Annotated in this window: 23 protein-coding genes and 1 pseudogene; 15 read left to right on the top strand and 9 right to left on the bottom strand. The window is 70.8% G+C overall.

What is annotated here, in order from left to right:
- Positions 1-59: 59 nt before the first annotated feature.
- From Tsedi_RS07595 to Tsedi_RS12440, 6 genes are read right to left on the bottom strand one after another with little or no spacing between them, the layout of a single operon-like run.
- The gene (locus Tsedi_RS07595) at positions 60-695 is read right to left on the bottom strand and encodes a riboflavin synthase (protein ID WP_143895261.1); all 636 of its coding nucleotides are present in this window, start codon (positions 693-695) and stop codon (positions 60-62) included.
- A 12-nt stretch (positions 696-707) separates the two neighbouring features.
- Positions 708-2,309: a type IV pilus modification PilV family protein gene (locus Tsedi_RS07590; RefSeq protein ID WP_143895259.1), complete on the bottom strand. Its 1,602-nt coding sequence runs from the start codon at positions 2,307-2,309 to the stop codon at positions 708-710.
- A 21-nt stretch (positions 2,310-2,330) separates the two neighbouring features.
- Positions 2,331-3,611: a hypothetical protein gene (locus Tsedi_RS07585; protein WP_143895257.1), complete on the bottom strand. Its 1,281-nt coding sequence runs from the start codon at positions 3,609-3,611 to the stop codon at positions 2,331-2,333.
- Between the two features lie 5 nt (positions 3,612-3,616).
- Positions 3,617-4,213: a PilW family protein gene (locus Tsedi_RS07580; protein WP_143895255.1), complete on the bottom strand. Its 597-nt coding sequence runs from the start codon at positions 4,211-4,213 to the stop codon at positions 3,617-3,619.
- Complete coding sequence (locus Tsedi_RS07575) at positions 4,207-4,779, bottom strand: pilus assembly FimT family protein (protein WP_221934209.1); 573 nt, start codon at positions 4,777-4,779, stop codon at positions 4,207-4,209. The genes Tsedi_RS07580 and Tsedi_RS07575 overlap by 7 nt, the downstream gene beginning before the upstream one ends.
- Positions 4,764-5,216, bottom strand: a complete 453-nt coding sequence (locus Tsedi_RS12440) for a type IV pilin protein (RefSeq protein WP_281280122.1) — start codon at positions 5,214-5,216, stop codon at positions 4,764-4,766. The genes Tsedi_RS07575 and Tsedi_RS12440 overlap by 16 nt, the downstream gene beginning before the upstream one ends.
- A gap of 86 nt (positions 5,217-5,302) precedes the next feature.
- On the opposite strand from Tsedi_RS12440, the pseudogene Tsedi_RS07565 reads away from it, so the two are divergent.
- The 3 genes and pseudogenes from Tsedi_RS07565 to Tsedi_RS07555 all read left to right on the top strand — a co-directional run.
- A pseudogene (locus Tsedi_RS07565) lies at positions 5,303-5,512 on the top strand (P-loop NTPase); the annotation flags it as partial.
- Between the two features lie 15 nt (positions 5,513-5,527).
- Complete coding sequence (locus Tsedi_RS12465) at positions 5,528-5,743, top strand: hypothetical protein (RefSeq protein ID WP_221934208.1); 216 nt, start codon at positions 5,528-5,530, stop codon at positions 5,741-5,743.
- Positions 5,698-5,859 (top strand): hypothetical protein, encoded by a 162-nt coding sequence (locus Tsedi_RS07555; RefSeq protein ID WP_185970606.1) that lies wholly within the window; start codon positions 5,698-5,700, stop codon positions 5,857-5,859. The genes Tsedi_RS12465 and Tsedi_RS07555 overlap by 46 nt, the downstream gene beginning before the upstream one ends.
- A 6-nt stretch (positions 5,860-5,865) precedes the next feature.
- On the opposite strand, the gene Tsedi_RS07550 is transcribed toward Tsedi_RS07555, so the two are convergent.
- Entirely contained in the window at positions 5,866-7,497 is a 1,632-nt protein-coding gene (locus Tsedi_RS07550) for a benzoate-CoA ligase family protein (protein ID WP_143895253.1), read from the bottom strand.
- Between the two features lie 270 nt (positions 7,498-7,767).
- Here Tsedi_RS07550 and Tsedi_RS07545 point away from each other — a divergent pair, with 270 nt between their 5' ends.
- The 8 genes from Tsedi_RS07545 to Tsedi_RS07510 all read left to right on the top strand — a co-directional run bounded on the left by Tsedi_RS07545 (position 7,768) and on the right by Tsedi_RS07510 (position 17,457).
- Complete coding sequence (locus Tsedi_RS07545; RefSeq protein WP_425472746.1) at positions 7,768-8,706, top strand: helix-turn-helix transcriptional regulator; 939 nt, start codon at positions 7,768-7,770, stop codon at positions 8,704-8,706.
- Between the two features lie 159 nt (positions 8,707-8,865).
- Positions 8,866-10,536, top strand: a complete 1,671-nt coding sequence (gene boxC, locus Tsedi_RS07540; protein WP_143895249.1) for a 2,3-epoxybenzoyl-CoA dihydrolase — start codon at positions 8,866-8,868, stop codon at positions 10,534-10,536.
- Between the two features lie 81 nt (positions 10,537-10,617).
- Positions 10,618-12,045: a benzoyl-CoA 2,3-epoxidase subunit BoxB gene (boxB, locus tag Tsedi_RS07535; RefSeq protein WP_143895247.1), complete on the top strand. Its 1,428-nt coding sequence runs from the start codon at positions 10,618-10,620 to the stop codon at positions 12,043-12,045.
- Between the two features lie 17 nt (positions 12,046-12,062).
- Positions 12,063-13,352, top strand: coding sequence for a benzoyl-CoA 2,3-epoxidase subunit BoxA (gene boxA, locus Tsedi_RS07530; RefSeq protein WP_143895245.1), 1,290 nt, complete (start codon positions 12,063-12,065; stop codon positions 13,350-13,352).
- 118 nt (positions 13,353-13,470) lie between these two features.
- Positions 13,471-14,031 (top strand): DUF3305 domain-containing protein, encoded by a 561-nt coding sequence (locus Tsedi_RS07525; RefSeq protein WP_143895369.1) that lies wholly within the window; start codon positions 13,471-13,473, stop codon positions 14,029-14,031.
- The gene (locus Tsedi_RS07520) at positions 14,028-14,717 is read left to right on the top strand and encodes a DUF3306 domain-containing protein (RefSeq protein WP_143895243.1); all 690 of its coding nucleotides are present in this window, start codon (positions 14,028-14,030) and stop codon (positions 14,715-14,717) included. The genes Tsedi_RS07525 and Tsedi_RS07520 overlap by 4 nt, the downstream gene beginning before the upstream one ends.
- On the top strand, positions 14,714-16,825 hold the full coding sequence (locus Tsedi_RS07515; protein ID WP_143895241.1) for a 4Fe-4S dicluster domain-containing protein: 2,112 nt from the start codon (positions 14,714-14,716) through the stop codon (positions 16,823-16,825). Before Tsedi_RS07520 ends, Tsedi_RS07515 begins: the two co-directional genes overlap by 4 nt.
- 8 nt (positions 16,826-16,833) lie before the next feature.
- Positions 16,834-17,457, top strand: a complete 624-nt coding sequence (locus tag Tsedi_RS07510; RefSeq protein ID WP_143895239.1) for a TorD/DmsD family molecular chaperone — start codon at positions 16,834-16,836, stop codon at positions 17,455-17,457.
- A gap of 7 nt (positions 17,458-17,464) precedes the next feature.
- On the opposite strand, the gene Tsedi_RS07505 is transcribed toward Tsedi_RS07510, so the two are convergent.
- The gene (locus tag Tsedi_RS07505; protein WP_143895237.1) at positions 17,465-19,486 is read right to left on the bottom strand and encodes a sensor histidine kinase; all 2,022 of its coding nucleotides are present in this window, start codon (positions 19,484-19,486) and stop codon (positions 17,465-17,467) included.
- Positions 19,483-20,886 (bottom strand): sigma-54-dependent transcriptional regulator, encoded by a 1,404-nt coding sequence (locus Tsedi_RS07500; protein ID WP_143895367.1) that lies wholly within the window; start codon positions 20,884-20,886, stop codon positions 19,483-19,485. Before Tsedi_RS07500 ends, Tsedi_RS07505 begins: the two co-directional genes overlap by 4 nt.
- Before the next feature lie 372 nt (positions 20,887-21,258).
- On the opposite strand from Tsedi_RS07500, the gene Tsedi_RS07495 reads away from it, so the two are divergent.
- The 4 genes from Tsedi_RS07495 to Tsedi_RS07480 are packed head-to-tail and all read left to right on the top strand — an operon-like array spanning position 21,259 to position 25,335.
- Entirely contained in the window at positions 21,259-21,474 is a 216-nt protein-coding gene (locus tag Tsedi_RS07495; protein ID WP_143895235.1) for a formate dehydrogenase, read from the top strand.
- Positions 21,475-21,495: 21 nt separating this feature from the next.
- Positions 21,496-24,468, top strand: a complete 2,973-nt coding sequence (locus tag Tsedi_RS07490; protein ID WP_143895233.1) for a molybdopterin-dependent oxidoreductase — start codon at positions 21,496-21,498, stop codon at positions 24,466-24,468.
- 10 nt (positions 24,469-24,478) lie between these two features.
- The gene (fdh3B, locus tag Tsedi_RS07485; protein WP_143895231.1) at positions 24,479-25,081 is read left to right on the top strand and encodes a formate dehydrogenase FDH3 subunit beta; all 603 of its coding nucleotides are present in this window, start codon (positions 24,479-24,481) and stop codon (positions 25,079-25,081) included.
- A 2-nt stretch (positions 25,082-25,083) separates the two neighbouring features.
- Positions 25,084-25,335: a hypothetical protein gene (locus tag Tsedi_RS07480; RefSeq protein WP_143895229.1), complete on the top strand. Its 252-nt coding sequence runs from the start codon at positions 25,084-25,086 to the stop codon at positions 25,333-25,335.
- Positions 25,336-25,350 lie beyond the last annotated feature (15 nt).

Here is a 25,350-nt window from a genome sequence, read left to right as displayed (position 1 = left end):
CGGCCCCCGCAGCGGCGGCCGCCCGGCGGGGCCACACCCCGCCGCCGACGGCCCGCCCCTCAGGCGGCGACCGGCACCGCACCGAGCGTCAACATGCGCTCGACGTAGCGCGCAATCATATCCACCTCGAGGTTGACGCGGTCGCCCGCGGCCAGCCGCCCCAGCGTCGTGTGCGCCACCGTGTGCGGGATCAGGTTGATCGTCACCGCGCAGCCGTCGTCGCCGTCCCCGACGCGGTTGACGGTGAGGCTGACGCCGTTGACGGTGATCGAGCCCTTGTACGCCAGGTAGCGCGCCAGCGCCGGCGGCGCCAGCACCTCCAGGCGCCACGACTCGCCCACCGGCTGCAGCGCCCGCACGGTGCCGACACCGTCCACGTGGCCACTGACCAAGTGACCGCCGAGCCGGTCGCTGGCGCGCAGCGCCTGCTCCAGGTTGACAGGGCCGGGCCGGTCCAGCCCCACGGTGCGCGCCAGCGACTCGGCCGACACGTCCACCGCGAAGCGCCCGCCGGCGGCGTCCAGCGTCGTCACCGTCATGCACGCGCCCTGGATCGCGATGCTGTCGCCGAGCTGCACGCCGGCGAGCCAATCCGGCGACGCGCGCACGGTCAGCCGCACGCCGTGCCCGGGGCCGGTGCCGAGCGGCTCCACGCGCTCGATGTGGCCGATGTGGGTGATGAGGCCGGTGAACATGACCCGACCATTCTATCGGCCGACTGTAAGGACGACCCCGAAGGCTGGTGCCGTGAATGTCGTGTCCGCAGGTGCCGTGATGCGCTCACCGCCGACGGAATCGATCGTCAGCGTGACCGACACGCCGTCACCGGCGGGACAGTCAAAAGTGACCTGCGGTGCCGTGGTCTGCTCTGCGTCCGGGACGTCGTCCAAGGCACACGGCGTTGCCAACGTGCCGCCGAAGGGCGCCGTACGGGAGGCGAACAGCTTGATGGCATCCCAGCGGAATTCGCTCCCCGCTTCGCGCTGCAGAACGCCGCTGACGGCGCGCAGTCCGACCACCTCGACCCAATAATCGTACGTTCTCACGCAGGTCGCTGCCTGGGTCGTCGAGCAGGCTCTGTCCTCAGCAAGCTGCTTCAGGCCGCCCAGTCCAACCCGGTTGAGGGTGATGGATGTGGCCGGGGTCGAGTGACTGCTGAAGCTGATGCCGGGCTGCAGGGAGCTGTTGCAGGTCGCTTTGTTGTCGTTCGTTTCCACCATCACGAAATGCAGACCCCGCAGAAGCCCTTCCTCTTCATGCCGGACAAGCAGACCACTCTGTCCCTGGATTTTATCCAGACTGGTCGGGGGAAGAGGCGGTGCGCTGAAGATGACCTTGTGCGATCGCAGGCCGCCGATCATGCCTGGCTCGTCGGGGTTGTCGGGGCACTGGATCACTTTGGATGGTACGTTCTCAAAGTCGAGGCCGACGTTGCCATACCACCCCTCCGGGACATAGCAGACGTAGGCCGCGGATCTCGTATTCGTGGGAAGCGCAGCAGCCTCGTAGGTGGTGGGATCATTGGCTTTCCCGTAACGGAGCGGAAATTGACAGTAGCCCACGCCCGAGGTGATGATCCTGAGCTTGTTCGTGTTGATCAGGTCCGATTCGAGCTGGAGCGGTTTGTTGAGCGTGCTGTGCAGGCCCACGATCCCGCTGATCCTGACCAATCGATTGGTGGACTGGATTTGCTCCTTGTAGAGCCCGTTGCTCAGCTGTGTGAACAGGCGATAGGGCCCGTCGCCATCCCGCCGGATGAAGACCTTGATGGCCGCGTCGGCGCTGGTGCCTTCGGCAGTTCCGGGCAACGTGGCGACCGGGTTTTCGTTGACGCGCCGGGCGACGGTCGGATTCGGGATCGAAAGGCCTGGTGCGCCGCTTCCGCTGGCGGGGCCGGTGTAACTGTTGTGGGGAGGGATGTTGAGCAGATACTTCCGTTCGTTGTAGAAGGCCGCCGTCTTGCAGATGCCCTGTGCCTGCGTCAAGCGGATGTCGTACAGGCAGCTGTCCGCTGCGCTCGCGGTCAGAGCGACCGAATACGTGGTGCCCGCAGGGGCCGTCGGCAGGGGGCATTGCGCCGCCGGGGCGGTGCTGTTGGGATCGCAGCACGAGCTTGCGTTTTTGACGGCGATTGATTCGACGATGGACTGCACGAGCGACGTGGTCTCGCTGACGGCCTTGGCGTTGCAATGCGAGTCCAATATGGCCGTTTGCATGCGAACAGCTCCCACGACGCCAGCTGACAGCACCAGCAGCGATATCAGGGCTTCCAGAAGGCTTGCACCATGTTGGGGAGATGGGGTTTTCATGGTCTGTCGCGATCCCAAGTTTCACCAGTCGCGCCACGTATCGGCTACCATCCGGAATCCGCCGGAGTACAGATTGCTCACGGCGTTCCAGAGAGTGGGCGTTCCGTGCCGGATGGTGAAGTTGCCTTTCCCTGGCGGACCCTGGAGCTGGTTGGCCACGATCGCGCCGTTGAGGGTGCCACCGCCCCTAAAGTCCGCACTTCCGGCCGCGTAAACCAGTCCATTGATCGTTGGGTTTCCGGTGAATTCGATATTGCCCTGGACGGCGAGAATGATTGGAACGTCAGCGGTGCCCAAGCTTTGCTTGATGTCGAGGTTGACGGTCTGTGCCGGATTGCTGCTGTAGACTGCGATGGCGATGGGACGAAGATCGTCGTTGGTCAAGGTTCCGGCAGCGCGCTTGGCGTTGATTTCGGCCTGCAGGGTGCTGATGGCGGTAAGGATGTCCGGAAGTTTGCTCGCGAACGATACCTTTGCCGTGTCGATTTCGATGGCGAGGCGGCGGAAGTTGTTGAAGGTGGTCCCGAGCGCGAGGATTTCGAGGGGCTCCTTGTTGTCGGACGCCGTCAGGGCCCGCAGGTTGTAGTCGTTGAACACGACGTCGGGCCCGATGTTGTATTTGGAGCCATCCTTCTCGGAGCTCGTGCTGTCGGGCCTGCCGTCGATGCTGATCTTGGTCTCGAATGAGCCGGTGATCTCTTCCAGCCGCTGTCCGGCCCAGATCGTGAGGTTCGAGTTGTTGTTGATGACGGTGGCGTTGCCGGCCAGTACGCCGGCGCCGCCCGCCAGCGTCAGGGGAGCAATGGCCGACGCGTTCCACCCGCCTCCCGTGGCGGCCACCTCCACGGCGACGTATCGATTGGCGGTCGTGTCGAGGAGGGCGTTGCCGCGGGCGACCAGCATGCCGGTGTTGGCGCCACTGGCCAGAACAAAGTCCGAAGCCCCCGCCTTGCAGCGCTCGAAGAGCACGCGAGTGCTGACATCGGTGCGGGTGGCGCAGGTCAGATACTCCGCCACGGTCCGACCATCGTTGGTGATGGTCTGCCTGCCGTTTGAGCTTGTCGCGAATGCATGCAGCGTGGCGGGCTTGTCGTGCCTCAGGCGCTGGAGGGCCGTCATCAGGGCGGTCTCGGCGTGCATCAGAGCCTCCTGCGCGAGATAGGAGGACATGATGGTGCGCTGCTCCGAGACAGCCGTCCTGGACAGGTACGCGACTCCCAAAGAAGCGATCAGCACCAGCATCACCGTGGTCAGCAGAGATGCGACGCCACGGATCGAGTGGGACGAGGCGATGGTGTTCATTGGGTTCAGGGGAGCCTGCAGCTCCCATTCCGGGAGTGAACCGTGGTGGTCAGGGACAGTTGCGGAGTGGCGTGATCCGGTTGCGAGAATTCGGCCGTGATCTGTACTCCGTTGGCGTCGGTGAGACAGCGAACCGCGAACGAGCGCACCCGCATGGTCTTGGGGTCGGTCAGCGGGGGGGGCAGCGGCGTCGTAGGCGGGTCGCACGACAGAGGCGTCGCGCTGTTGTACTGCGCTCGAATCAGCTGCGCAGCGTCGTCGTGGACAAAACGCCCCCAGAGCGTGACCGATGTCGGGGTGTCCCGGTAAGCATAGACGACGCAGGCCCCGCTCGTGCCCGGATAGATGGCCTCGGGCGTGGAGATTCCGTAGCCCGCACGCCGCAGTTCATTGGCGATGATGTCGAGCGCGGCCCGGGCGTCGGTGTTCATCTTGGTCGCTTGCGACGTCGACGCGGTTGTCTGGGTGACCGGCAGGATCATCATCGTCGCCCCCAGCACGATGAACAGGCCGACGGTGATGGCAACCAGCAGTTCCACCAGCGACAAGCCGCGCCACCGGATCGAGGGCGCGCTCTGGCAGGGGGGGCGGGCGGTCAGCATTTGGGATGACGTGCGGTTTCAGCGGTTGGCGAGCAGACGTAGAAGCTTCCGTTCGGGGTCGCCGCTATGCCGAGCTGATAGCCAGTGGGAACCGAGAACAGCAAGACGACCTGCGCCGCCGTAGGGTTGTCGATGGATTGAAAGCCCCCGTTGCGGTAGCGGACGGCGATCGCGGAGCTGCCCGGGCTTGTGAGGGTGACGTTCGGATACTGTTCCGAGCGCGCGGCGATGCCGCCCACGCTGCAGTTCGGATCGGCGGGCGACCGGTTCGTGCAGGGGAAGGCGGGGCTGACCCACACGTTCCACGCCGCACCGCTGTCGATGAGAATAAACACGTCGGACGACAGCCGTTGTGCGGCCTGTTTCGCGGAGCTGAAAACTTGATAAGCTGCTTCGGCGGCCGACTCGGCGCGCCGGCGTTGCAGCTCCTGCAGGAACGAGGGCCCGGCGACCACCGCGAGGATGGCGATGATCGCGATCACCACCATCAGCTCGACCAGCGTCAGACCGCCCGCAGGGCGTGTCGTGGGTGCAAGGCCGCGGTACCGCATCATCTCTTCCAGCATGCCGGCGGCTCGTAGGTCGCTGCGGCGCCGTTGACCGTGACCGACATGCTCAGACATCCCGTGTCGGCAGCTTGGCTGGTGCCCGACTTGGCGGTGGCGGTCACCACGTAGCCGGTTGCGGAGGCGCTGGGCAGCGAGATGTCGTAGTACCCGTCGGTGGATATCGAAGGGAGGCTGAGCTTGTCCAGATCGTCGGCGTACGTCGGATTGTTGGCCCGGTAACGCTCCTGCGCGAGCTGCACCCGCGTGATGGCGGCCACCGCGTCGGCGCGCCGCGCCTCGCGCACGTAGCGGGTGTACGACGGATACGCGATCGCCGCGAGGATGCCGATGATCGCGACGACGATCATCAGTTCGATCAGCGTGAAGCCGCGGGCCCGGGCGGGGCCGCCTGCCAAGGGAGGAACAGGAGAGCACTTGAGCATTTCTGCGACCATCGTACGACGCAGCTTACGGCCTGATTCCACCTGCCGCGGACCCGGCGGACGAGCGGTGAGGCCTAGGGGGCGAGCGGCATGGAGCCGGGACCGGCGACATCCAGCTGACGCTGGCGCAGCGCGCGCCGATCACCGGCGCGGTGATCGTGACAACGCCGCAGGACATCGCGCTTCTTGATGCGAGGAAGGGCGTGACGATGTTCCAGAAGGTCGGCGTGCCGATCCTGGGCATCGTGGAGAAGATGGCCGTGCACGTCTGCCCGAACTGCGGGCACGTCGAGCCCATCTTCGGCGCCTAAGCGGGGCAGCGCATGGCGGCGGAACTCGGCGTGGTGGGACTGTGCGCGCCGTGGGGCTTGCAGCAGGTGGTGCCGAAGGCCACTGCGGCGGACTTCTCGCCGGTGCTGCAGATCGCGCTGCGATCCGGCATCGCCGCCGTGCTGGTGGCGGCACTGATACGTCTGCGCGCCGAGCCGATGCCGTGGGCAGCGTCGGGCTGGGCGCGTGGCTGCTGGACGAGCCGCTGACACCGGGCTTCGTCACCGGCGCCGGGCTGGTGCTGGCCGGGGCGCTGCTGGTCAACGGCCACGCCCTGCTGCAGGGCTGGTGGCGCCGGCTGCGCGGCGCCTCCGCGGCGCCATGAACGGGGTCAGGCGGCCACCGCCGAGCGTGCCGCCTCCATCTCGCGCAGCCGGAAGCGCTGGATCTTGCCGGTGGCGGTCTTGGGCAGCTCCGGCACGAAGGCGATCTGGCGCGGGTACTTGAAGGGGGCCAGGAGCGCCTTGCAGTGGGCCTGGATTTCCTCGGCGCTGGCGTGGGCGCCGGGGCGCAGCACGACGAAGGCCTTGGTCTTGGTCAGGCCGTCGGCGTCGGTGATGCCGATCACGGCGGCTTCGAGCACCGCCGGGTGGCGCACCAGCGTGGCCTCGATCTCGAACGGCGAGACGTAGATGCCGCTGACCTTGAGCATGTCGTCGTTGCGGCCGGCGTAGACGTAGCGGCCCTGCGCGTCGCGGGTGTACTTGTCGCCGGTGCGGGTCCACGCGCCCTGGAAGGTCTGGCGCGAGCGCTCGCGGTCGTTCCAGTACAGCAGGGCGGCGCTGGGGCCGCGCACGTACAGGTCGCCGATGTCGATGGAGCCGTCGGGGTTGGGGGGCAGCGGGCGGCCGTCGTCGCCGCGGATCTCGAGCTCATAGCCGGGCACGGGTGTGCCGCTGGTGCCGTAGGCGACGTCGCCGGGGCGGTTGGAGCAGTAGATGTGCAGCATTTCGGTGGAGCCGATGCCGTCGATGATGTCGACGCCGAAGTGCGCCTTCCAGCGCTCGCCGAGGTCGCGCGGCAGGGCCTCGCCGGCGGAGGAGCACAGGCGCAGGGCGACCTGGTCGCGCTGCGGCAGGTCGGGGTGGGCCAGCATGCCGGCGTAGCCGGTGGGCGCACCATAGAAGACAGTCGGACGTCGTCCGGCGAGCATCGGCGTGGCGCCGGTCAGGCGTGCGAACACTGCCGGCGGCGTGGGGCGCTCGGCCATCAGCACCACGCTGGCGCCGACGCTGAGCGGGAAGGTCAGCGCGTTGCCCAGGCCGTAGGCGAAGAACAGCTTGGCGGCGGAGAAGACGAGGTCGTGCTCGGTGAGGCCGAGCACGCCGCGGCCGTAGAGCTCGGCGGTCCAGTAGGGGTTGGCGTGGGTGTGCACGGTGCCCTTGGGCCGGCCGGTGGAGCCGGAGGAGTAGAGCCAGAACGCGGGCTCGTCGGTGTGGGTGTCGGCCGCGGCCTCGGCCGGGGCGTGGGCGGCCAGCCAGTCGTCGAAGGCGTGCAGCGCCACGCCCGTGGGCAGCGCGGCGCCGGCCGCCGGCCCGCCTGCCACGACGACGTGGCGCAGTTCGTGCGGCTCGCCGTGGAGCGCCTGCGCCAGCGTGGGCAGCAGCGCCGCCGAGACCAGCGCGGCCTGCGCGCGCGCATGGCGCAGCTGGTAGGCGTAGTCATCCGCGGTCAGCAGCGTGTTGACGGCCACCGGCACCACGCCGGCGTACAGGCAGCCGAGGAAGCTCACCACCCAGTCGCAGCCGTCGTGCATCAGCAGGAGCACGCGCTCCTCGCGGTGCACGCCCAGCGCGCGCAGCGCGGCGGCGCAGCGGCGCACGCGCTCGCCCAGTGCGCCGTAGGTGAGGCTGCCGTGGTCGTCGGTCAGGGCCGGGCGCTGCGGGTACGCCGCGTGGCGCTGCAGCAGGTGGGCGGCGAAGTTGAAGCGTGCCGGCGGGGCGGGCGGCAGTTCCGGTTGCATCGGGTCGGTCTCCTCGGTGTCGGGGGCGGCCTGCCGCGGCAGGCTGGGCAGGCGTCGTCGTTGCGGGTATAAATGCAGCATCGTGCCTGTGGCACAACATGCACGATCCTGCATGTTTCGGCCGACCGTGCGTATCCGGGTTTACCCGGAATCAGGGCCGCGCCGTGCGGCGGGATCGCGAAAGGGCCGATCTTGAAAGCCGACTCCCTCGATGCCAGCCGCTCCGCCGTGCCGCCCGGCGCGGAGGGGCGCCCCGACCCGATCCTGCAGCTGACGCTGCCGGTGGTCACCGAGCCGCAGCCCGACGCGGGTGGCGGCGAGCCGCGCGTGCCGTTTCTGGTGGCGCTGGGCGAGCGCGTGCGCATGCTGCGCTCGCGCCGCGGCATGACGCGCAAGGCGGTGGCGCTGGCGGCCGATGTCTCCGAGCGCCACCTGGCCAACCTGGAGTACGGCGCGGGCAACGCCTCGATCCTGGTGCTGGTGCAGGTGGCGCGTGCGCTGCAGTGCCCGCTGGCGGAGCTGCTCGGCGACATGAGTACGTCCTCGCCGGAGTGGCTGCTGATCCGCGAGCTGCTGCAGGGGCGCGACGAGGCCGAGCTGCGGCGCGCGCGCCTGAAGCTGGCCGAGCTGTTCGGCGCCGGCGGCGGCGTCGACGCGGTGGGGCGGCACGGGCGTATCGCGCTGATCGGCCTGCGCGGGGCGGGCAAGTCGACGCTGGGGCGCCGGCTGGCCGAGGCGCTGGGCTATCCGTTCGTCGAGCTCAGTCGCCAGATCGAGCAGTTCGCCGGCTGCAGCATCAGCGAGATCCATGCGCTGTACGGCGCCACGGCCTACCGGCGCTACGAGCGGCGCGCGCTGGAGGAGGTGATCCAGATCTACCCCGAGGTGGTGATCGCCACGCCGGGCGGGCTGGTGTCGGATGCGACCAACTTCAACCTGCTGCTGCAGCACTGCACGACGGTGTGGCTGAAGGCCGAGCCGGCCGACCACATGCGCCGCGTCGCCGCCCAGGGCGACCTGCGGCCGATGGCCGCCAGCGCCGAGGCGATGGAGGATCTGAAGCGCATCCTCGCGGGGCGCTCGGCGTTCTATTCGAAGGCCGACCTGACGATCGACACCAGCGCCCAGCCGCTGGAGGAGACGTTCGCGTTGCTGCTGCGGGAGGTGCGGGCCTGGCTCGGCCGGGCGGCCGAGGCCTCGGCGGCCTGAGCCACCCTCGCCGGGGGCGGATAAGGGTTTTCACGGAGGGCGGGCGGGGTGCCGGGGGTTGCATGCACCCTGGTTCATGCAGTATGATGCGCGTCACGAATGCACGATCGTGCATGTCTGGGCGCCCGAGGCGCCCGCCCCCACGCTGCGAGGCCTGTCATGACCACCAACCCGAACACCGACCCGGTCGTCGATTACCAGACCGACCCCAGCCGCTACCGCCACGTGCGCCTGCAGGTCGACGGTCCGATCGCCACGCTGGCGCTGGACGTCGACGAGGACGGCGGCCTGCGCCCCGGCTACCGGCTCAAGCTCAACAGCTACGACCTGGGCGTCGACATCGAGCTGCACGACGCGCTCAACCGCATCCGCTTCGAGCACCCGCAGGTGCGCACGGTGGTGGTGACGAGCCTGAAGGAGCGGGTGTTCTGCTCCGGCGCCAACATCTTCATGCTGGGGCTGTCCAGCCACGCGTGGAAGGTCAATTTCTGCAAGTTCACCAACGAGACGCGCAACGGCATGGAGGATTCCAGCCGCCACGAGGGGCTGAAGTTCCTGGCCGCGCTCAACGGCGCGTGCGCCGGCGGCGGCTACGAGCTGGCGCTGGCGTGCGACGAGATCGTGCTGGTGGACGATCGCTCCAGCGCGGTGAGCCTGCCGGAGGTGCCGCTGCTGGGGGTGTTGCCCGGCACCGGCGGGCTGACGCGCCTGACCGACAAGCGCCGCGTGCGGCACGACCTGGCCGACGTGTTCTGCACCAGCATGGAAGGGGTGCGCGGCCAGCGCGCGGTGGATTGGCGGCTGGTGGATGCCGTGGCCAAGCCGGCGCAGTTCGAGCAGGTCGTGCGCGAGCGCGCCGAACGGCTGGCTGCCCGGAGCGACCGGCCGGCGCAGGCGCGCGGGGTGCCGCTGCCGCCGCTGCAGCGCGCCTTCGGCCCGGACGGCGTGACGTACCGCCACGTCGAGGTGTCCATCGACCGCGCGCGGCGTGTGGCCACGCTGACGGTGCGCGCGCCGTCCGGGTCCCAGCCCACGGACATCGCCGGCATCGAGGCCGCCGGTGCCGACTGGTGGCCGCTGGCGATGGGCCGCGAGCTGGACGATGCCATCCTGCACCTGCGCACCAACGAGCTGACGATCGGCACCTGGGTGTTGCGCACCGAGGGCGACGCCGCGGCGGTGCTGGCCTGTGACGACGCGCTGCAGGCGCACGCCGACCACTGGTTCGTGCGCGCCACCACCGGCCTGCTGCGCCGCGCGCTGGCGCGGCTGGACGTGACCTCGCGCAGTCTGGTGGCGCTCATCGAGCCGGGGTCGTGCTTCGCCGGCACGCTGGCCGAGCTGGCGCTGGCGGCCGACCGCAGCTACATGCTGGTGCTGCCCGACGAGCCGCAGCGCGCGCCGCGCCTGTGCCTGCACGAGGCCAACTTCGGCCGCTACCCGATGGTCAGCGACCAGACGCGCCTGCAGCGGCGCTTCCACGACGAGGCCGACCCGCTGCAGGCCGCGCGCGCCGCGCTGGGCCGTGCGCTGGATGGCGACGAGGCCGCGGCGCTGGGCCTGGTGACCGCCGCGCTGGACGACATCGACTGGGCCGACGAGGTGCGGCTGGTGCTGGAGGAGCGCGCCGCGATGTCGCCCGATGCGCTGACCGGGCTGGAGGCCAACCTGCGCTTCGGCGGGCACGAGACCATGCACACGCGCATCTTCGGCCGCCTGTCCGCATGGCAGAACTGGATCTTCCAGCGCCCCAACGCGGTGGGCGAGCGCGGCGCGCTGAAGGTCTACGGTACCGGCACCAAGGCCCATTTCGACTGGCAGCGCGTCTGAAAACCGATCCGCGCCGCGGCGGCGCCGCCGCGGTCCCTTCCACCCCCTTGCATTTCCGGCACCCCCGGCAGGAGACCCCCGATGAGCAGCATCAACTACGCCGACAAGATCCCCAACAACGTCAACCTGAGCGAGGACCGCACGCTGCAGCGCGCGCTGGAGCATTGGCAGCCCAACTACCTGCAGTGGTGGCGCGACATGGGGCCGGAGGGCTCGCACGACTACGAGGTCTACCTGCGCACCGCGGTCAGCGTCGACCCGCAGGGCTGGGCGCAGTTCGGCTATGTCCGTATGCCCGAGTACCGCTGGGGCATCTTCCTGAATCCGCCCGAGCCCGGCCGCAAGATCCACTTCGGCGACCATCTGGGCGAGGACGTCTGGCAGGAGGTGCCGGGCGAGCACCGCGCCAACCTGCGCCGCATCATCGTCACGCAGGGCGACACCGAGCCGGCCTCGGTGGAGCAGCAGCGCCACCTGGGGCTGACCTGCCCGAGCCAGTACGACCTGAGGAACCTGTTTCAGGTCAACGTCGAGGAGGGGCGCCACCTGTGGGCGATGGTGTACCTGCTGCACAAGTACTTCGGGCGCGACGGCCGCGAGGAGGCCGAGGCGCTGCTGGAGCGCCGCAGCGGCGACCGCGACAACCCGCGCATCCTGGGCGCCTTCAACGAGAAGACGCCGGACTGGCTCAGCTTCTACATGTTCACCTACTTCACCGACCGCGACGGCAAGTTCCAGCTGTGCGCGCTGGCCGAAAGCGGCTTCGATCCGCTGGCGCGCACCACGCGCTTCATGCTGACCGAGGAGGCGCACCACATGTTCGTCGGCGAGTCGGGGGTGGCGCGCGTCATCCAGCGCACCTGCGAGGTGATGAACCAGCTCAAGACCGACGAGCCCGACAAGGTGCGCGCCGCCGGGGTGATCGACCTGCCCACCATCCAGCGCTACCTCAACTTCCACTTCAGCGTCACGATCGACCTGTTCGGCGCCGACCAGTCGAGCAACGCCGCCACCTTCTACAGCTCGGGGCTGAAAGGCCGCTTCGAGGAGGGCAAGCGCAACGACGACCACCGGCTGCAGCACGACACCTACCGCATCCTCGACGTCGTCGACGGGCGGCTGGTGGAGAAGGAGGTGCCGATGCTCAACGCCCTCAACGAGGTGCTGCGCGACGACTACATCAAGGATTCGATCGGGGGCGTCGAGCGCTGGAACCGCATCATCGAGAAGGCGGGCATCCCGTTCCGGCTGCAGGTGCCGCACAAGGCGTTCAACCGCCGCATCGGCACGCTGGCCGGCGTCAAGGTCAGCCCCGACGGCCGCGTGGTCAGCGACGCCGAATGGAATGCGCACGTCGGCGAGTGGCTGCCCACCGAGGAGGACCGCGCCTTCGTGGCCAGCCTGATGGGGCGCGTGGTGGAGCCGGGCAAGTTCGCCAACTGGATCGCGCCGCCGGTGATGGGCATCAACCGCCAGCCGGTCAACTTCGAGTACGTGCGCTTCAACTGAGAGAGGGACGCCGCGCCATGGACGCGCCCGCCACCGTCGTGCAGCAGCACCTGATCGACCCCGAGATCTGCATCCGCTGCAACACCTGCGAGGCCACCTGCCCGGTCGGGGCGATCACGCACGACAGCCGCAACTACGTGGTCGACGCGGACAAGTGCAACGCCTGCATGGCGTGCGTGCCGCCGTGCCCGACGGGGGCGATCGACAACTGGCGTCTGGTGCCGCGCGCGCGGCCCTACACGCTGGCCGAGCAGCTGGGCTGGGACGAGCTGCCGCCGCCGCTGGACGAAGTGGCGCTGGCCGCGCTGGGGGCCGAGGCTGGCGCGGCGGCGGGCGGCTCGACGCAGGCCGTGCAGCCGTCGGCGGCTTCGGTGGCGCTGCAGCCGGAGCCGGCCGCGATGACGGCGGCGCGCTACGGCTCGACCGTGCCGCCGTGGTCGGCCGCGCATCCCTACGTCAACCTCTATGGGCCGCGGGCGGCGCGCAAGTCGGTGCGTGCCACCTGCGTCGGCAACCTGCGCGTCACCGAGGTGGGCTCCGACTACGACACGCACCACATCGTGCTGGACTTCGGCGAGCTGCCGTTTCCGGTGCTGGAGGGGCAGTCGATCGGCATCATCCCGCCCGGCACCGACGCGCAGGGCCGGCCGCATCACCCGCGCCAGTACTCGGTGGCCAGCCCCCGCAACGGCGAACGTCCCGGGCGCAACAACGTGTCGCTGACGGTCAAGCGCGTGCTGGCCGACCACCAGGGCAATCCGGTGCGCGGCGTCGCGTCCAACTACCTGTGCGACCTGCAGGTGGGCGACACGGTGGAGGTGATCGGCCCGTTCGGCAGCACCTTCCTGATGCCCAACCACCCGAAGAGCCACCTCGTGATGATCTGCACCGGCACCGGCAGCGCGCCGATGCGGGCGATGACCGAGTGGCGCCGCCGCCTGCGCGCCAGCGGCAAGTTCGAGGGGGGGCGTCTGCTGCTGTTCTTTGGTGCGCGCACGCCGCAGGAGCTGCCGTACTTCGGCCCGCTGCAGAAGCTGCCGCGTGACTTCATCGACGTCCACTTCGCGTTCAGCCGCGTGCCGGGGCAGCCCAGGCGCTACGTGCAGGACGCGATGCGCGAGGCGGCGGCGGAGCTGGCGCCGCTGCTGCAGGATCCGGACGCGTTTTTCTACGTCTGCGGCTTGCGCGCGATGGAGGAGGGCGTGCTGCTGGCGCTGCGCGACATCGCCACGGGCGCCGGGTTGGACTGGGAAACGCTGGCCGCCTCGATGCGCGAGCACGGCCGGCTGCACCTGGAGACCTATTGACCGCGACGGCGTCGGGGGCGGGATTTGCGCTACAGTGCGCGGCGTGGAGACGACCCCGACGACCGTCAGCGCCAGCGCATCGGCCGCCGAGCGGCCGCGCCTGATCACCGGCGTGGTGATGCGCCGCGAGCCGGTGCGCGGCCCGATGGCGCGCTGGCAGCCGTGGCGCTGGGTGCTGGCGGACGTGCAGGTGCTGGCTGCGCCGCCCGGGCTGGCCACGACCGCCTGGCCGGCGCCGGCCACCGAGGCGGGGCCGGTGCCGCTGGAGCCGGTGGCGGGTACGTCGGCCCCCGAGGGCTCGCAGCACTGGGGCTTCGGCGGTTTGCCGGTGACGCTGCACCCGGAGGACGCCGAGGGCTACCTGCTCAACGTCACCGCGCCGGCGCCGTGCTTCTGGGTGCTGTGGCGCGAGCCGGAGGCCGACGATGGCCTGCCGCAGCCGCTCATCGTGACGCTCAGCTACCACGACGCCGGCCGCTGGCTGGATGCGCAGGAGCGCGTCGACCAGGTGCCGGCCCCGCCGGACGTGGTGGCGTGGCTGGCCGACTACGCCCGGCGCCACCACCGGCCGGAGCCCAAGCGCCGCGCCCGGCCGGCGAGCTTTCAGCCGCTGACCGACCGCTTCGGTCAGCCGGCTCGCATCAGCACCGGCGCGATGCGCCGCGGAGGTCCGGCATGAGCACGACGGACGGCGAGGGTTTCCTGTCGCGCTGGTCGCGCCGCAAGGCGCTGGCGCGCGCCGGCGCGCCGCTGCCGCCGCAGGAACCGCCGGCGCCCGCGCCCGGCGGGCCCGCGGCGCCGGCCGGCCCGGCGGCCACCGCGCAGGATTTGCCCCCTTCGGCGCCCGCCGAGCCGACGCGCGTCGCCGCCGAGACGGCCGAGCCGCTGCCGACGCTGGAGGACGTGCAGCGCCTCACCCCTGATGCCGATTTCCGCCCGTTCGTGCGCCCGCAGGTGCCGCCCGAGGTGCGCAACGCGGCGCTGCGCAAGCTCTTTTCCGACCCGCACTTCAACCAGATGGACGGGCTGGACGTCTACATCGACGACTACTCCAAGCCCGACCCGCTGCCGGCGGAGCTGGCACGGCGCATGGTGGCGGCGCAGTTCATGCGCCTGTTCGACGAGCCGCGGCAGGACGAGGCCGGCGCTTGCGCACGGACCAGGGCGGATGCGACCGTGTCGGGGACGCCGCCCGCCGCGTCCGCACCCGCCCCGGCGCCGGCCGCGGCCGCTGCCGAGGCGGCGCCCTTGCCGCCGGCGGGCGCAGCGGACACCACCGCCCGTGATGCCGCGGCGTCGCCGCTTCCTGAGCCGTCCGTCACCGCCACGGCCGCCGTGGTCCTGCCGTCCGAGCCTGCCCGATGACGATCCTGGCCTGCACCTGCAACCGTACGCAACCGATCGACGAGGCCGCCCTGGCGCGCGCGCTGGGCGAGCCGGTGGCCCTGCACCACGCGCTGTGCCGGCGCGAGGCGGCGGCGTTCCAGCGCGCCGCACGCGACGAGGCGCCGCTGACGGTGGCCTGCACGCAGGAGCAGCGGCTGTTCGCCGAGCTGGCCGAGGCCACCGAGGGGGTGCCGCCGCCCGACGTGCGGCCGATCCGCTTCGTCAACCTGCGCGAGACCGGCGGCTGGTCGCGCGACGCGCGCGCGGCCACGCCCAAGATGGCGGCGCTGCTGGCCGCGGCGCGTCTGCCCGATCCGGAGCCGGTGCCCACCGTGCGCTACGACAGCAGCCGCGCGCGGCTGCTGGTGATCGGCCCGCTGGAGGCGGCGCAGGCGCTGGCCGAGCGGCTGGCCGATGTCTGGCAGGTGACGCTGCTGGGCACCGGCGGGGCGCTGGCGCAGGCGCACCGCTTCCCGGTGCTGGCCGGGCGCATCACGGGTCTGAGCGGGTGGCTGGGCGCCTTCACGCTGCGCTGGGTGGACGACAACCCGATCGCGCTGGACCTGTGCACGCGCTGCAACGCCTGCATCGCCGCCTGTCCGGAGGGCGCCATCGGGCTGGACTACCAGATCGACCTGCAGGCCTGCCGCGCGCACCGCGACTGCGTGCGCGTCTGCGAGGCGCCGGGGGCGATCGACTTCGCGCGCGAGGCCGAGCCGCAGCAGGCCGAGTTCGACGCCGTGCTGGACCTGCGGCCGGCGCCGGCCTTCACGCAGCACGCGCTGCCGCAGGGCTACGTGCACCTGCCGCCGGGGCTGGACGCCGAGGCGCGGCTCGCGCGCCTGTGGGCGCTGCGCGAGCTGGTCGGCACGTTCGAGAAGCCGCGCTTCTTCCGCTATCAGCAGCGGCTGTGCGCGCATGCGCGCAACGAGCAGGTCGGCTGCCAGGCGTGCGTGGAGGTGTGCTCGGCCAGCGCCATCCGCGGCGACGCCGAGCGCCAGCGCATCGTCGTCGAGCCGCACCTGTGCGTCGGCTGCGGCGCCTGCAGCACGGTGTGCCCGAGCGGCGCGCTGACGTTCGCCTACCCCGATGCGGCGCACCAGGGCCGGGCGCTGAAGACGCTGCTGGCCACCTGCCGCGCTGCCGGCGGGCGCGACACCGCGCTGCTGTTGCACAGCCAAGGCGCCGGCCAGCGGCTGCTGGAGGACTGGGGGCGTGCCGCGCGGCTGGATGCTGGCGTGCACGGCGTGCCGGCGCGCGTGATCCCGTGGGCGCTGTGGCACACCGCCAGCACGGGTCTGGAGCTGTGGCTGGCGGCGATCGCCTGGGGCGCGAGCCAGGTGTGGCTGCTGCTGACCGACGAGGAGGCGCCGCAGTACGCCGAGGCGCTGCGGGCGCAGATGGCGGTGGCGCAGGCCATCCTGCACGGGCTGGGCTATCGCGGCGAGCACCTGCGGCTGCTGCAGGCGCGCGATGCGCGCGACCTGGCGGCGCTCGACGCGGAGGTGCGGTCGCTGGCGCCGGCGCAGGGCGTGGCGCAGCCGGCGACGTTTGCGGCGCTGGCCGACAAGCGCGCCACGCTGGAGCTGGCGCTGGATCACCTGATCGCGCAGGCTCCGCAGCGCCCGGCCGATGACGTCGTGCCGCTGCCCGCGACCGGTGCGCCGCTGGGGGCGCTGCAGGTCAACCCCGATGCCTGCACGCTGTGCATGAGCTGCGTGGGCGCGTGCCCGGCCGGCGCGCTGCAGGACAACCCGGCCGCGCCGCAGTTGCGCTTCATCGAGAAGAACTGCGTGCAGTGCGGCCTGTGCGCGCGCACCTGTCCGGAGAAGGCCATCACGCTGCAGCCGCGCCTGTGGCTGGATGCGCGCCGGCGCGAGCCGCGCGTGCTGCACGAGCAGCCGCCGTTTCACTGCATCCGTTGCGGCAAGCCGTTCGGCACGCTCAAGGGCGTGGAGACGATGCTGGCGCGCTTGAGCGCCCACCCGATGTTCCAGGGCGCGGCGGCCGAGCGGCTCAGGATGTGCGGCGACTGCCGCGTCATCGACATCCACACCAGCCACGAAGTCAAGATCACCGACCTGTAAGCTGCGCCATGGCCGAATCCGCCCTGCCGTTTCCCACCCGCGCCGGCTTCGATGAGGAGACCGCGCGCGCCGAGCTCTACGGCCTCGTGGCCGCGCTGCTGGCCGCGCCGCCGGCGGAGGAGCTGCTGGCGCGCCTGCGCGTCGCCGTGACCGAGGCGCCGGCCCCCGGCGGGGTGCTGGAGGCGCCGTGGCAGGCGCTGGTGGCGCAGGCGCGGGCTCGGTCGGCCGAGCAGGTGCGCGACGAGTACGAGGCGCTGTTCGGCGGCGTCGGCAAGCCCGAGGTGTACCTGTACGCCTCGCACTATCTGAGCGGCTTCCTGAACGACAAGCCGCTGGCGGCGCTGCGCGAGGAGCTGGCCACGCTCGGCCTGGCGCGCGCCGACGGCGTCAGCGAGCCGGAGGACCACCTCGCCTTCCTGTGCGAGGTGATGCGCTTCCTGATCGCCGGCGACGACGCCGAGGTGTGCAACCTGGCGCGTCAGCACGCCTTCTTCGCGCGTCACCTGCACCCGTGGGTACCGGCGCTGTGCGATGCGCTGCAGGCGCACCCGGCGGCGCAGTTCTACGCCGCGCTGGCGGAGCTGCTGCGCGCCTTCGTGCAGGTGGAGGCGCAGGCCTTCGAGATGGCGTGAGGCCGGCTCAGGCGCTGGCCGCCTGCGGCTCACGCGGCTCGCTGTAGAGCCGCACGCGAAACACCGCCCCCGGTCCGTCGGGTCGGTTGTCGGCCTCCAGCCGGCCGCCGTAGCGCTCCAGCAGCCCCTGGCTGATCCACAGGCCCAGCCCGTTGCCGTCGGGCTTGGTGGTGAAGAACGGCGTGAACAGCCGCGCGCGCACCTCGGGCGCCAGGCCCGGGCCGTGATCGCGCACCTCCAGCCATGCGCCCACCACCACGCCGTCCTCGACCCAGTCCCCGCTGGCCACCTCGATGGAGGCGCCGTCGGCGCTGGCCTGCACGGCGTTGACCAGCAGGTTGATGATGACCTGCTGCAGCTCCTGGCGGTTGCAGGCCACCGGGGCGCTGGCGCGGTCGTCGCGCCGCAGCGTGATGGCGCGCTGCTGCAGCAGGCGCTGCACCAGCACCACGCAGTCGTCGACCACCGCCGCCAGCGCCAGCGGTTCGACGTAGCCGGCGAACTCGGTGGGGCGTGCGTGCTGCAGCAGCCGCGTGACGATCAGGCGCATCCGTTCGACCTGCGCGTCGATCAGCGCCAGCTCGGCCTGCACCGGCGCGGCGCCCGGCCCCAGCGTTTCGCGCACCAGATCCAGGTTGCCCTGGATGACGGCGATCGGGTTGTTGATCTCGTGCGCGATGCTGGCGGTCAGCTGCCCGATGGTGGCCAGCCGTTCGCTCTTGATCAGCTGCTGCTGGGCGCGGCGCAGCGCCGCGTGGCTGGCCTGCAGCTCGCGGGTGCGCTCGGCCACCCGGCGATCCAGCGTCTCGGCCCAGGCGCGCAGATGCGCGGTCTGTTCGGCGACGACGTCCAGCAGCCGGTCCAGATGACGCGCCAGCGCTCCCAGCTCGTCCGGCGCGGCCAGCGGGCCGACGCGCGCGCCACCGTCGCCGTCCTCCACGCGGCGCATCGTGGCGTGCATGCGCTCCACCGGCTCCACCAGCGTGCGCGCCCAGCGCAGCGACCAGGCGGCGGTGGCCGCCATCACCAAGCCGAACAGCACCACCGTCACGCCCAGCACCGCCCACTTCACCCAGCGCAAGGGTGCCTCGAGAAAGCCGACGTAGAGCATGCCGATGCGGCGGCCCGCGCTGTCGGTCAGCGGCTCGTAGGCGCTGACGTACCAGTCGTTGACGACGAAGGCGCGGTCGAACCACGTGCGGCCCTCGCCGAGCACGGCGTCGCGCACCGCCCGCGACACGCGCGTGCCGATGGCGCGCTCGTTGCCGAACAGGCGCACGTTGGTGCTGATGCGCACGTCGTCGAGGAACAGCGTGGCCGTGCCCTGGCTGCCGAACGGCAGCGCCTCCTCGGGGTAGACGATGCGGTTGATGTGGTCGATGAGATCCAGATTGCGGTTGAGCAGCAGCCCGCCGTGCAGCACCCAGCCCGGCAGCGGCGCGTCGTCGGGCAGCGGAGCGCTGGCCAGCATCAGCAGCGCGCGCTCCTCGGCCGTGCGGGCGGTCGGCGCGGCGTTGCGTGTCGGCACCAAGGGGATGCCCAGCCGTGGCAGCAGGTGGGGCGCCAGCGCGGCTACCTGGGCCGGCTCCCAGACCACCAGCCGCGCTGCGCTGCCGCGCGACTGCGCCGGCGGCGCCACGGGGTCGTGCGGCGGCCGCAGCACCAGCACGTCCAGCCCCAGGCGCTGGCGCTCCTGCTCCAGCCAGGCCGACGGCAGCTCAGGCGCGGCCGACGCCGCGGTGCGGCGCGTCCCGGTACGCTGCAGCTGGCGGTGCAGGGCGTACGACTCGGCCACGCCGCGCGTGCCGGCCCCCACCTCCAGCATGACCTGCTCGAAGTAGCCGTGTGCCACCGCCAGGTCCGCGCGCACCTTGGTGCGCAGCAGGCGGTCGTAGGCGATCTCGGTCCACGCCGACAGCGCCAGCAGCAGCACCGGCAGCGCCAGCAGCAGGGGCGCCAGCGCAATGGCCAGCACCCGGCTGCGCACCGAGCTGCCCCACCGCGCGCGCCAGCGGCGCCAGCCGTTCATCGCGTCGTGCCGTCCTGCGCCGCCCACTCCGCCACGCGCCGCTCCAGCGTGCGGCGCGACACGCCCAGCAGCTGCGCGGCGCGCGTCTTGTCGCCGCCCACCGAGTCCAGCACCGCCTGGATGTGGCGCCGCTGCAGGGTTTCCAGATCCAGCGGGGCCTCGGCGGCTTGCGGGCGCAGCGGCTCGCGCAGCGGCGGATAGAGCGCCGAGACGTTGACTTCGCCCAGGATCAGCGAGCGCTCGACCCAGTTGCGCAGCTCGCGCACGTTGCCGGGCCAGCGGTAGCGCTGCAGCAGCGCCATCGCCTCCTCGTCGACCGCGAGCGGCGCCACCCCCAGCGCCGGCGCCAGCGTCTCGACGAAATGGCGCACCAGCGCCGGGATGTCCTCGCGCCGCTCGCGCAGCGGCGGCAGCGTCAGGTCCACCACGCGCAGGCGAAAGTACAGATCCTCGCGGAAGCGCCCCGCGGCCACCTCGTCGGCCAGCGGCCGGTTGGTGGCCGCGATCACGCGCACGTCCACCGGCACGGTCTGCTGGCTGCCGACCGGGCGGATCTGCCGCTCCTCCAGCACGCGCAGCAGGCTGGCCTGCACCGGCGGCGGCAGGTCGGCCACCTCGTCGAGGAACAGCGTGCCGCCCTGGGCGTAGACGAACAGCCCGTCGTGCGCGCCGTGGCTGCCGCTGGCGCGCCCGAACAGCTCGTGCGCCAGCTGCTCGGCCGAAGGCGCGCCGCACTGCACGGCGACGAAGGGGGCGCCCGCGCGCGGGCTGCGCGCGTGCAGCGCGCGCGCCACCAGCTCCTTGCCGGTACCGGATTCGCCCTGGATCAGCACGGTGCTGGGCATCGGAGCGATGCGTTCGATGGCGGCGCGCACGCGCTGCGTGGCCGGCGAGTCGCCGATCAGCGGCGTATCCTGCGACGGCGAAGGCCGCACGTCGCGGCGCAGCACGAAGTTCTCGCGCCGCAGCCGCGCGCGTTCGTGACACTGACGGATGGCGTTGAGGATCTGCGGCACCCGAAACGGCTTGAGGATGAAGTCCGACGCCCCGGCGCGCAGCGCCTCGATCGCGGTATCGAGCGAGGCGAACGCCGTGATCAGGATCACTTCGCCGCCGTAGCCCTGCGCGCGCAGCGCCTGCAGCCACTGCACCCCGCTGATGCCCGGCAACGCCACGTCCAGGATCACGAGGTCGAAGCGCTGCGCGCGCATCCAGCGCTCGCCTTCCTCGGCGCTGGCGGCGGCGGCGACGAAGCGGCAGCGCGGCGCCAGCGTCTTGACCAGGAAGTTGCGCATGCCCGGCTCGTCGTCGACCACCAGGATGGCCCCCTCGGGCCAGCTGCCTTCACCGCTGGCGGGAGCGGCCGTGGCACGGCTTGCGGTCGTATCGATGGCTGTCATCACGGCAGGCATTGTAGGAAAGCCGAGCGTTTCGCTCGACTAATGTCGCCAACGTGACAAAGCGTCCGTGGACCGGGAGGCTGGCCGACGCGACAAGTTGTCGCGACAGATCGGCGCGGAGGCGAGCGGCCGGTCCCCCTTTCCGCGCGGCCGGGAGCGTGTCCCTCCTCGTGTGCAGCGCATCAAACATTGGCGTGTGCTGATGCAGCGATGGAATGGACTTTGCTTGGATCGCGGCGGCCTCCGACCCCGTCCGCCGCCGGGGGGCGGGTGCGCCCACGGGGTGCGGCGCGGCCCTCTGGTGCCGCGGCGGCGATCGCGCTAACGTAACGGGCACGTGACCCGATCCGCGTTCTGCCGAGGAGACCCCGCATGAAACACGAGCCGACCCCCGTCCAGACCGCCCGCCGGCGCTGGTTCGCTGCGGCGGGTGCCGTGGGCGCGGCCGCCGCGGCGGCCAGCGTCCTGCCCGTGGCGCCCGGCGCGCCGACCGTGCGCGCCGACGCGACGCCCACGCCACCGCGCCGCGGCGGTGGTTACCACGTCAGCGCCCACGTGCAGCGCTACTACGAAACGACGCGCGTCTGACCGTCCATCAGGAGACCGGCCATGCTGCTGACCCGCACTTCCGCTTCCCGCCGCGGCGCCCACGCCCATGGCGAGGGCGCCTTCGTCGACCGCCTGCGCCACGGGCTGGCGCGCGCGTTGCCCACCGTGGACCGCCGCACCTTCCTGCGTCGCTCGGGGCTGGGCCTGGGCGTCGGTCTGGCGGCCTCGCAGCTCACACTGGTGCAGCGCGCCAAGGCGGCAGACAAGGCCGCCGCCGGCGTCGGCACCGGCAAGGTCGAGGTCAAGCGCACCGTCTGCACCCACTGCTCGGTGGGCTGTGCGATCGACGCCGTGGTCGAAAACGGCGTGTGGGTGCGGCAGGAGCCGGTGTTCGACTCGCCGATCAACCTCGGGGCGCACTGCGCCAAGGGTGCCTCGGTGCGCGAGCACGGTCACGGCGAGTACCGGCTGCGCTATCCAATGAAGCTGGTCAACGGCAAGTACCAGCGCATCAGCTGGGACCAGGCGCTCGATGAGATCGCCGCGCGCATGAAGCAGCTGCGCGAGGAAAGCGGCCCCGACGCGCTGTACTTCATCGGCTCGTCCAAGCACAGCAACGAGCAGGCCTATCTGCTGCGCAAGTTCGTCAGCTTCTGGGGCACGAACAACTGCGATCACCAGGCGCGCATCTGCCACTCGACCACGGTCGCCGGCGTGGCCAACACCTGGGGCTACGGCGCGATGACCAACTCCTACAACGACATGCAGAACGCCAAGGTGGCGCTCTACATCGGCTCCAACGCCGCCGAGGCGCACCCGGTGTCGATGCTGCACATGCTGCACGCCAAGGAGCTGGGTTGCAAGATGATCGTGGTCGACCCGCGCTTCACGCGCACGGCGGCCAAGGCCGATGAGTACGTGCGCATCCGCTCCGGCAGCGACATTCCGTTCCTGTTCGGGCTGCTGTACCACATCTTCAAGAACGGCTGGGAGGACAAGGCCTACATCCAGGCGCGCGTCTACGGCATGGACAAGGTGCGCGAGGAGGTGATGGCCAAGTGGACGCCGGACAAGGTCGAGGAAGCCTGCGGCGTCAAGGAGGAGCAGATGCTGCGCGTGGCGCGCATGCTGCACGAGAACCGCCCCGGCACCATCGTCTGGTGCATGGGCCAGACGCAGCACACGATCGGCAACGCGATGGTGCGCGCCAGCTGCATCCTGCAGCTGGCGCTGGGCAACGTCGGCGTCAGCGGCGGCGGCACCAACATCTTCCGCGGCCACGACAACGTGCAGGGCGCCACCGACGTCGGGCCCAACCCCGATTCGCTGCCCGGCTACTACGGGCTGGCGGCCGGCTCGTGGAAGCATTTCGCCGCCGTCTGGGGCGTGGACTACGAGTGGATCAAGTCGCGCTACGCCGAGGGCATGATGGAGAAGCCCGGCATCACGGTGTCACGCTGGATCGACGGCGTGCTGGAGAAGAACGAGCTGATCGACCAGGGGCCCAACCTGCGTGGCGTCTTCTTCTGGGGGCATGCGCCCAACTCCCAGACCCGTGGCCTGGAAATGAAGAAGGCCATGGACAAGCTGGACCTGCTGGTGGTCATCGACCCCTATCCGTCGGCCACGGCGGCGATGGCGGCCATGCCGGGTGACCCGAAGGACCTCAACCCCAACCGCGCCGTCTACCTGCTGCCGGCGGCCACGCAGTTCGAGACCAGCGGTTCGTGCACGGCCTCCAACCGCTCGATCCAGTGGCGCGAGAAAGTCATCGAGCCGCTGTGGGAAAGCCGCAGCGACCACATGATCATGTACCAGCTGGCGCAGCGCCTGGGCTTCGCCAACGAGCTGTGCAAGAACTACAAGCTGCAGAAGGTCAAGGGCATGGACGAGCCGGTGCCCGAGGACATCCTGCGCGAGATCAACCGTGGCGTCTGGACCATCGGCTACACCGGCCAGAGCCCGGAGCGCATCAAGGCGCACATGCGCAACATGCACGCCTTCGATGTCAAGACGCTCAAGTGCAAGGGCAAGGTGGTCGACAAGGAGACCGGCTACGACCTGACCGGCGACTACTTCGGCCTGCCATGGCCGTGCTACGGCACGCCCGAGCTCAAGCACCCGGGTACGCCCAACCTGTACGACACCTCCAAGCACGTGATGGAGGGGGGCGGCAACTTCCGCGCCAACTTCGGCGTCGAGCGCGACGGCGTGAGCCTCCTGGCCGAGGACGGCTCGCACTCCAAGGGCGCCGACATCACCACCGGCTACCCGGAGCTGGATCACATCCTGCTCAAGAAGCTGGGCTGGTGGGACGAGCTGACCGAGGAAGAGAAGAAGGCCGCCGAGGGCAAGAACTGGAAGACCGACCTCTCCGGCGGGATGATCCGGGTATTCATGAAGAACCATGGCTGCCACCCGTTCGGCAACGCCAAGGCGCGGGCGGTGGTGTGGAACTTCCCCGATCCGATCCCGCAGCACCGCGAGCCGATCTACGGCAACCGCCCCGACCTGATCGCCAAGTACCCGACGCACGACGACCAGAAGACGCGTTGGCGCCTGCCGATCCTCTACAAGACGCTGCAGCAGAAGAACGTCGAGGACAGGCTGCACGAGAAATTCCCGCTCGTGATGACCTCGGGCCGGCTGGTCGAGTACGAGGGCGGCGGCGAGGAGACGCGCTCCAACCCGTGGCTGGCGGAGCTGCAGCAGGAGATGTTCGTCGAGATCCACCCGGCCGCCGCCGCGCAGCGCGGCATCCGCAACGGCGACCGCGTCTGGGTGACGACGCCCACCGGCGCGCGCATCAACGTGCAGGCGCTGGTGACGCCGCGCGTCGCGGAGGATCACGTGTTCCTGCCGTTCCACTTCTCGGGCCGCTGGCAGGGCCAGGACCTGCTGGCGCACTACCCGCAGGGCGCCGCCCCGGTGGTGCGCGGCGAGGCGGTCAACACCGCCACGACCTACGGCTATGACATCGTGACGATGATGCAGGAAACCAAGACCACGATCTGCAACGTGGAACGCGCCTGAGGAGCAGACCATGGCCCGCATGAAATTCATCTGTGACGCCGAGCGCTGCATCGAGTGCAACGGCTGCGTGACGGCGTGCAAGAACGAGCACGAGGTTCCCTGGGGCGTCAACCGGCGCCGCGTCGTCACGATCAACGACGGGGTGCCGGGCGAGCGCTCGATCTCCGTGGCCTGCATGCATTGCTCGGACGCGCCGTGCATGGCGGTCTGCCCGGTGCAGTGCTTCTACCGCACCGAGGAGGGCGTGGTCCTGCACGACAAGGACATCTGCATCGGCTGCGGCTACTGCAGCTACGCCTGCCCGTTCGGGGCGCCGCAGTTCCCGGGGCAGGGCACCTTCGGCGTGCGCGGCAAGATGGACAAGTGCACCTTCTGCGCCGGCGGCCCCGAGCCCAACGGCAGCCAGGCCGAATTCGAGAAGTACGGCCGCAACCGCCTGGCGGAAGGCAAGCTGCCGGCCTGTGCCGAGATGTGCTCGACCAAGGCGCTGCTGGCCGGCGACGGCGACGTCATCGCCGACATCTTCCGCACTCGCGTGCTGCAGCGCGGCAAGGGTGCGGAAGTGTGGGGCTGGGGCACGGCCTACGGCACGCAATCCAAGGCGGGGGCCTGATCATGCGCACGCGTCCCATCGCCCTCACCGTCGGTGCCGTGCTCGCCGTGGCCGTGCTGGCCGGCTGCGAGCGGCCGCAGACCGCCACCGGCAGCAAGTCCGACCAGCCGCCGTACCGCGGCTCCACCGCGCCGGCGTTCGCCGACGCCGGCTGGCAGGCCGGCGACCGCAACGCGTGGGCGCAGCACCTGCGTGCCCGCGCGCAGTACGGCCAGAACGAATACAGCCGCCCGCCGGGCGGCGCGGCCCAGTGAAGCCGGAGGTGTGGT

It is taken from the genome of Tepidimonas sediminis (genome assembly GCF_007556605.1).
Classification (GTDB): Bacteria; Pseudomonadota; Gammaproteobacteria; order Burkholderiales; family Burkholderiaceae_C; genus Tepidimonas; species Tepidimonas sediminis.
This window is presented reverse-complemented; position numbering and strand designations above follow the sequence as displayed.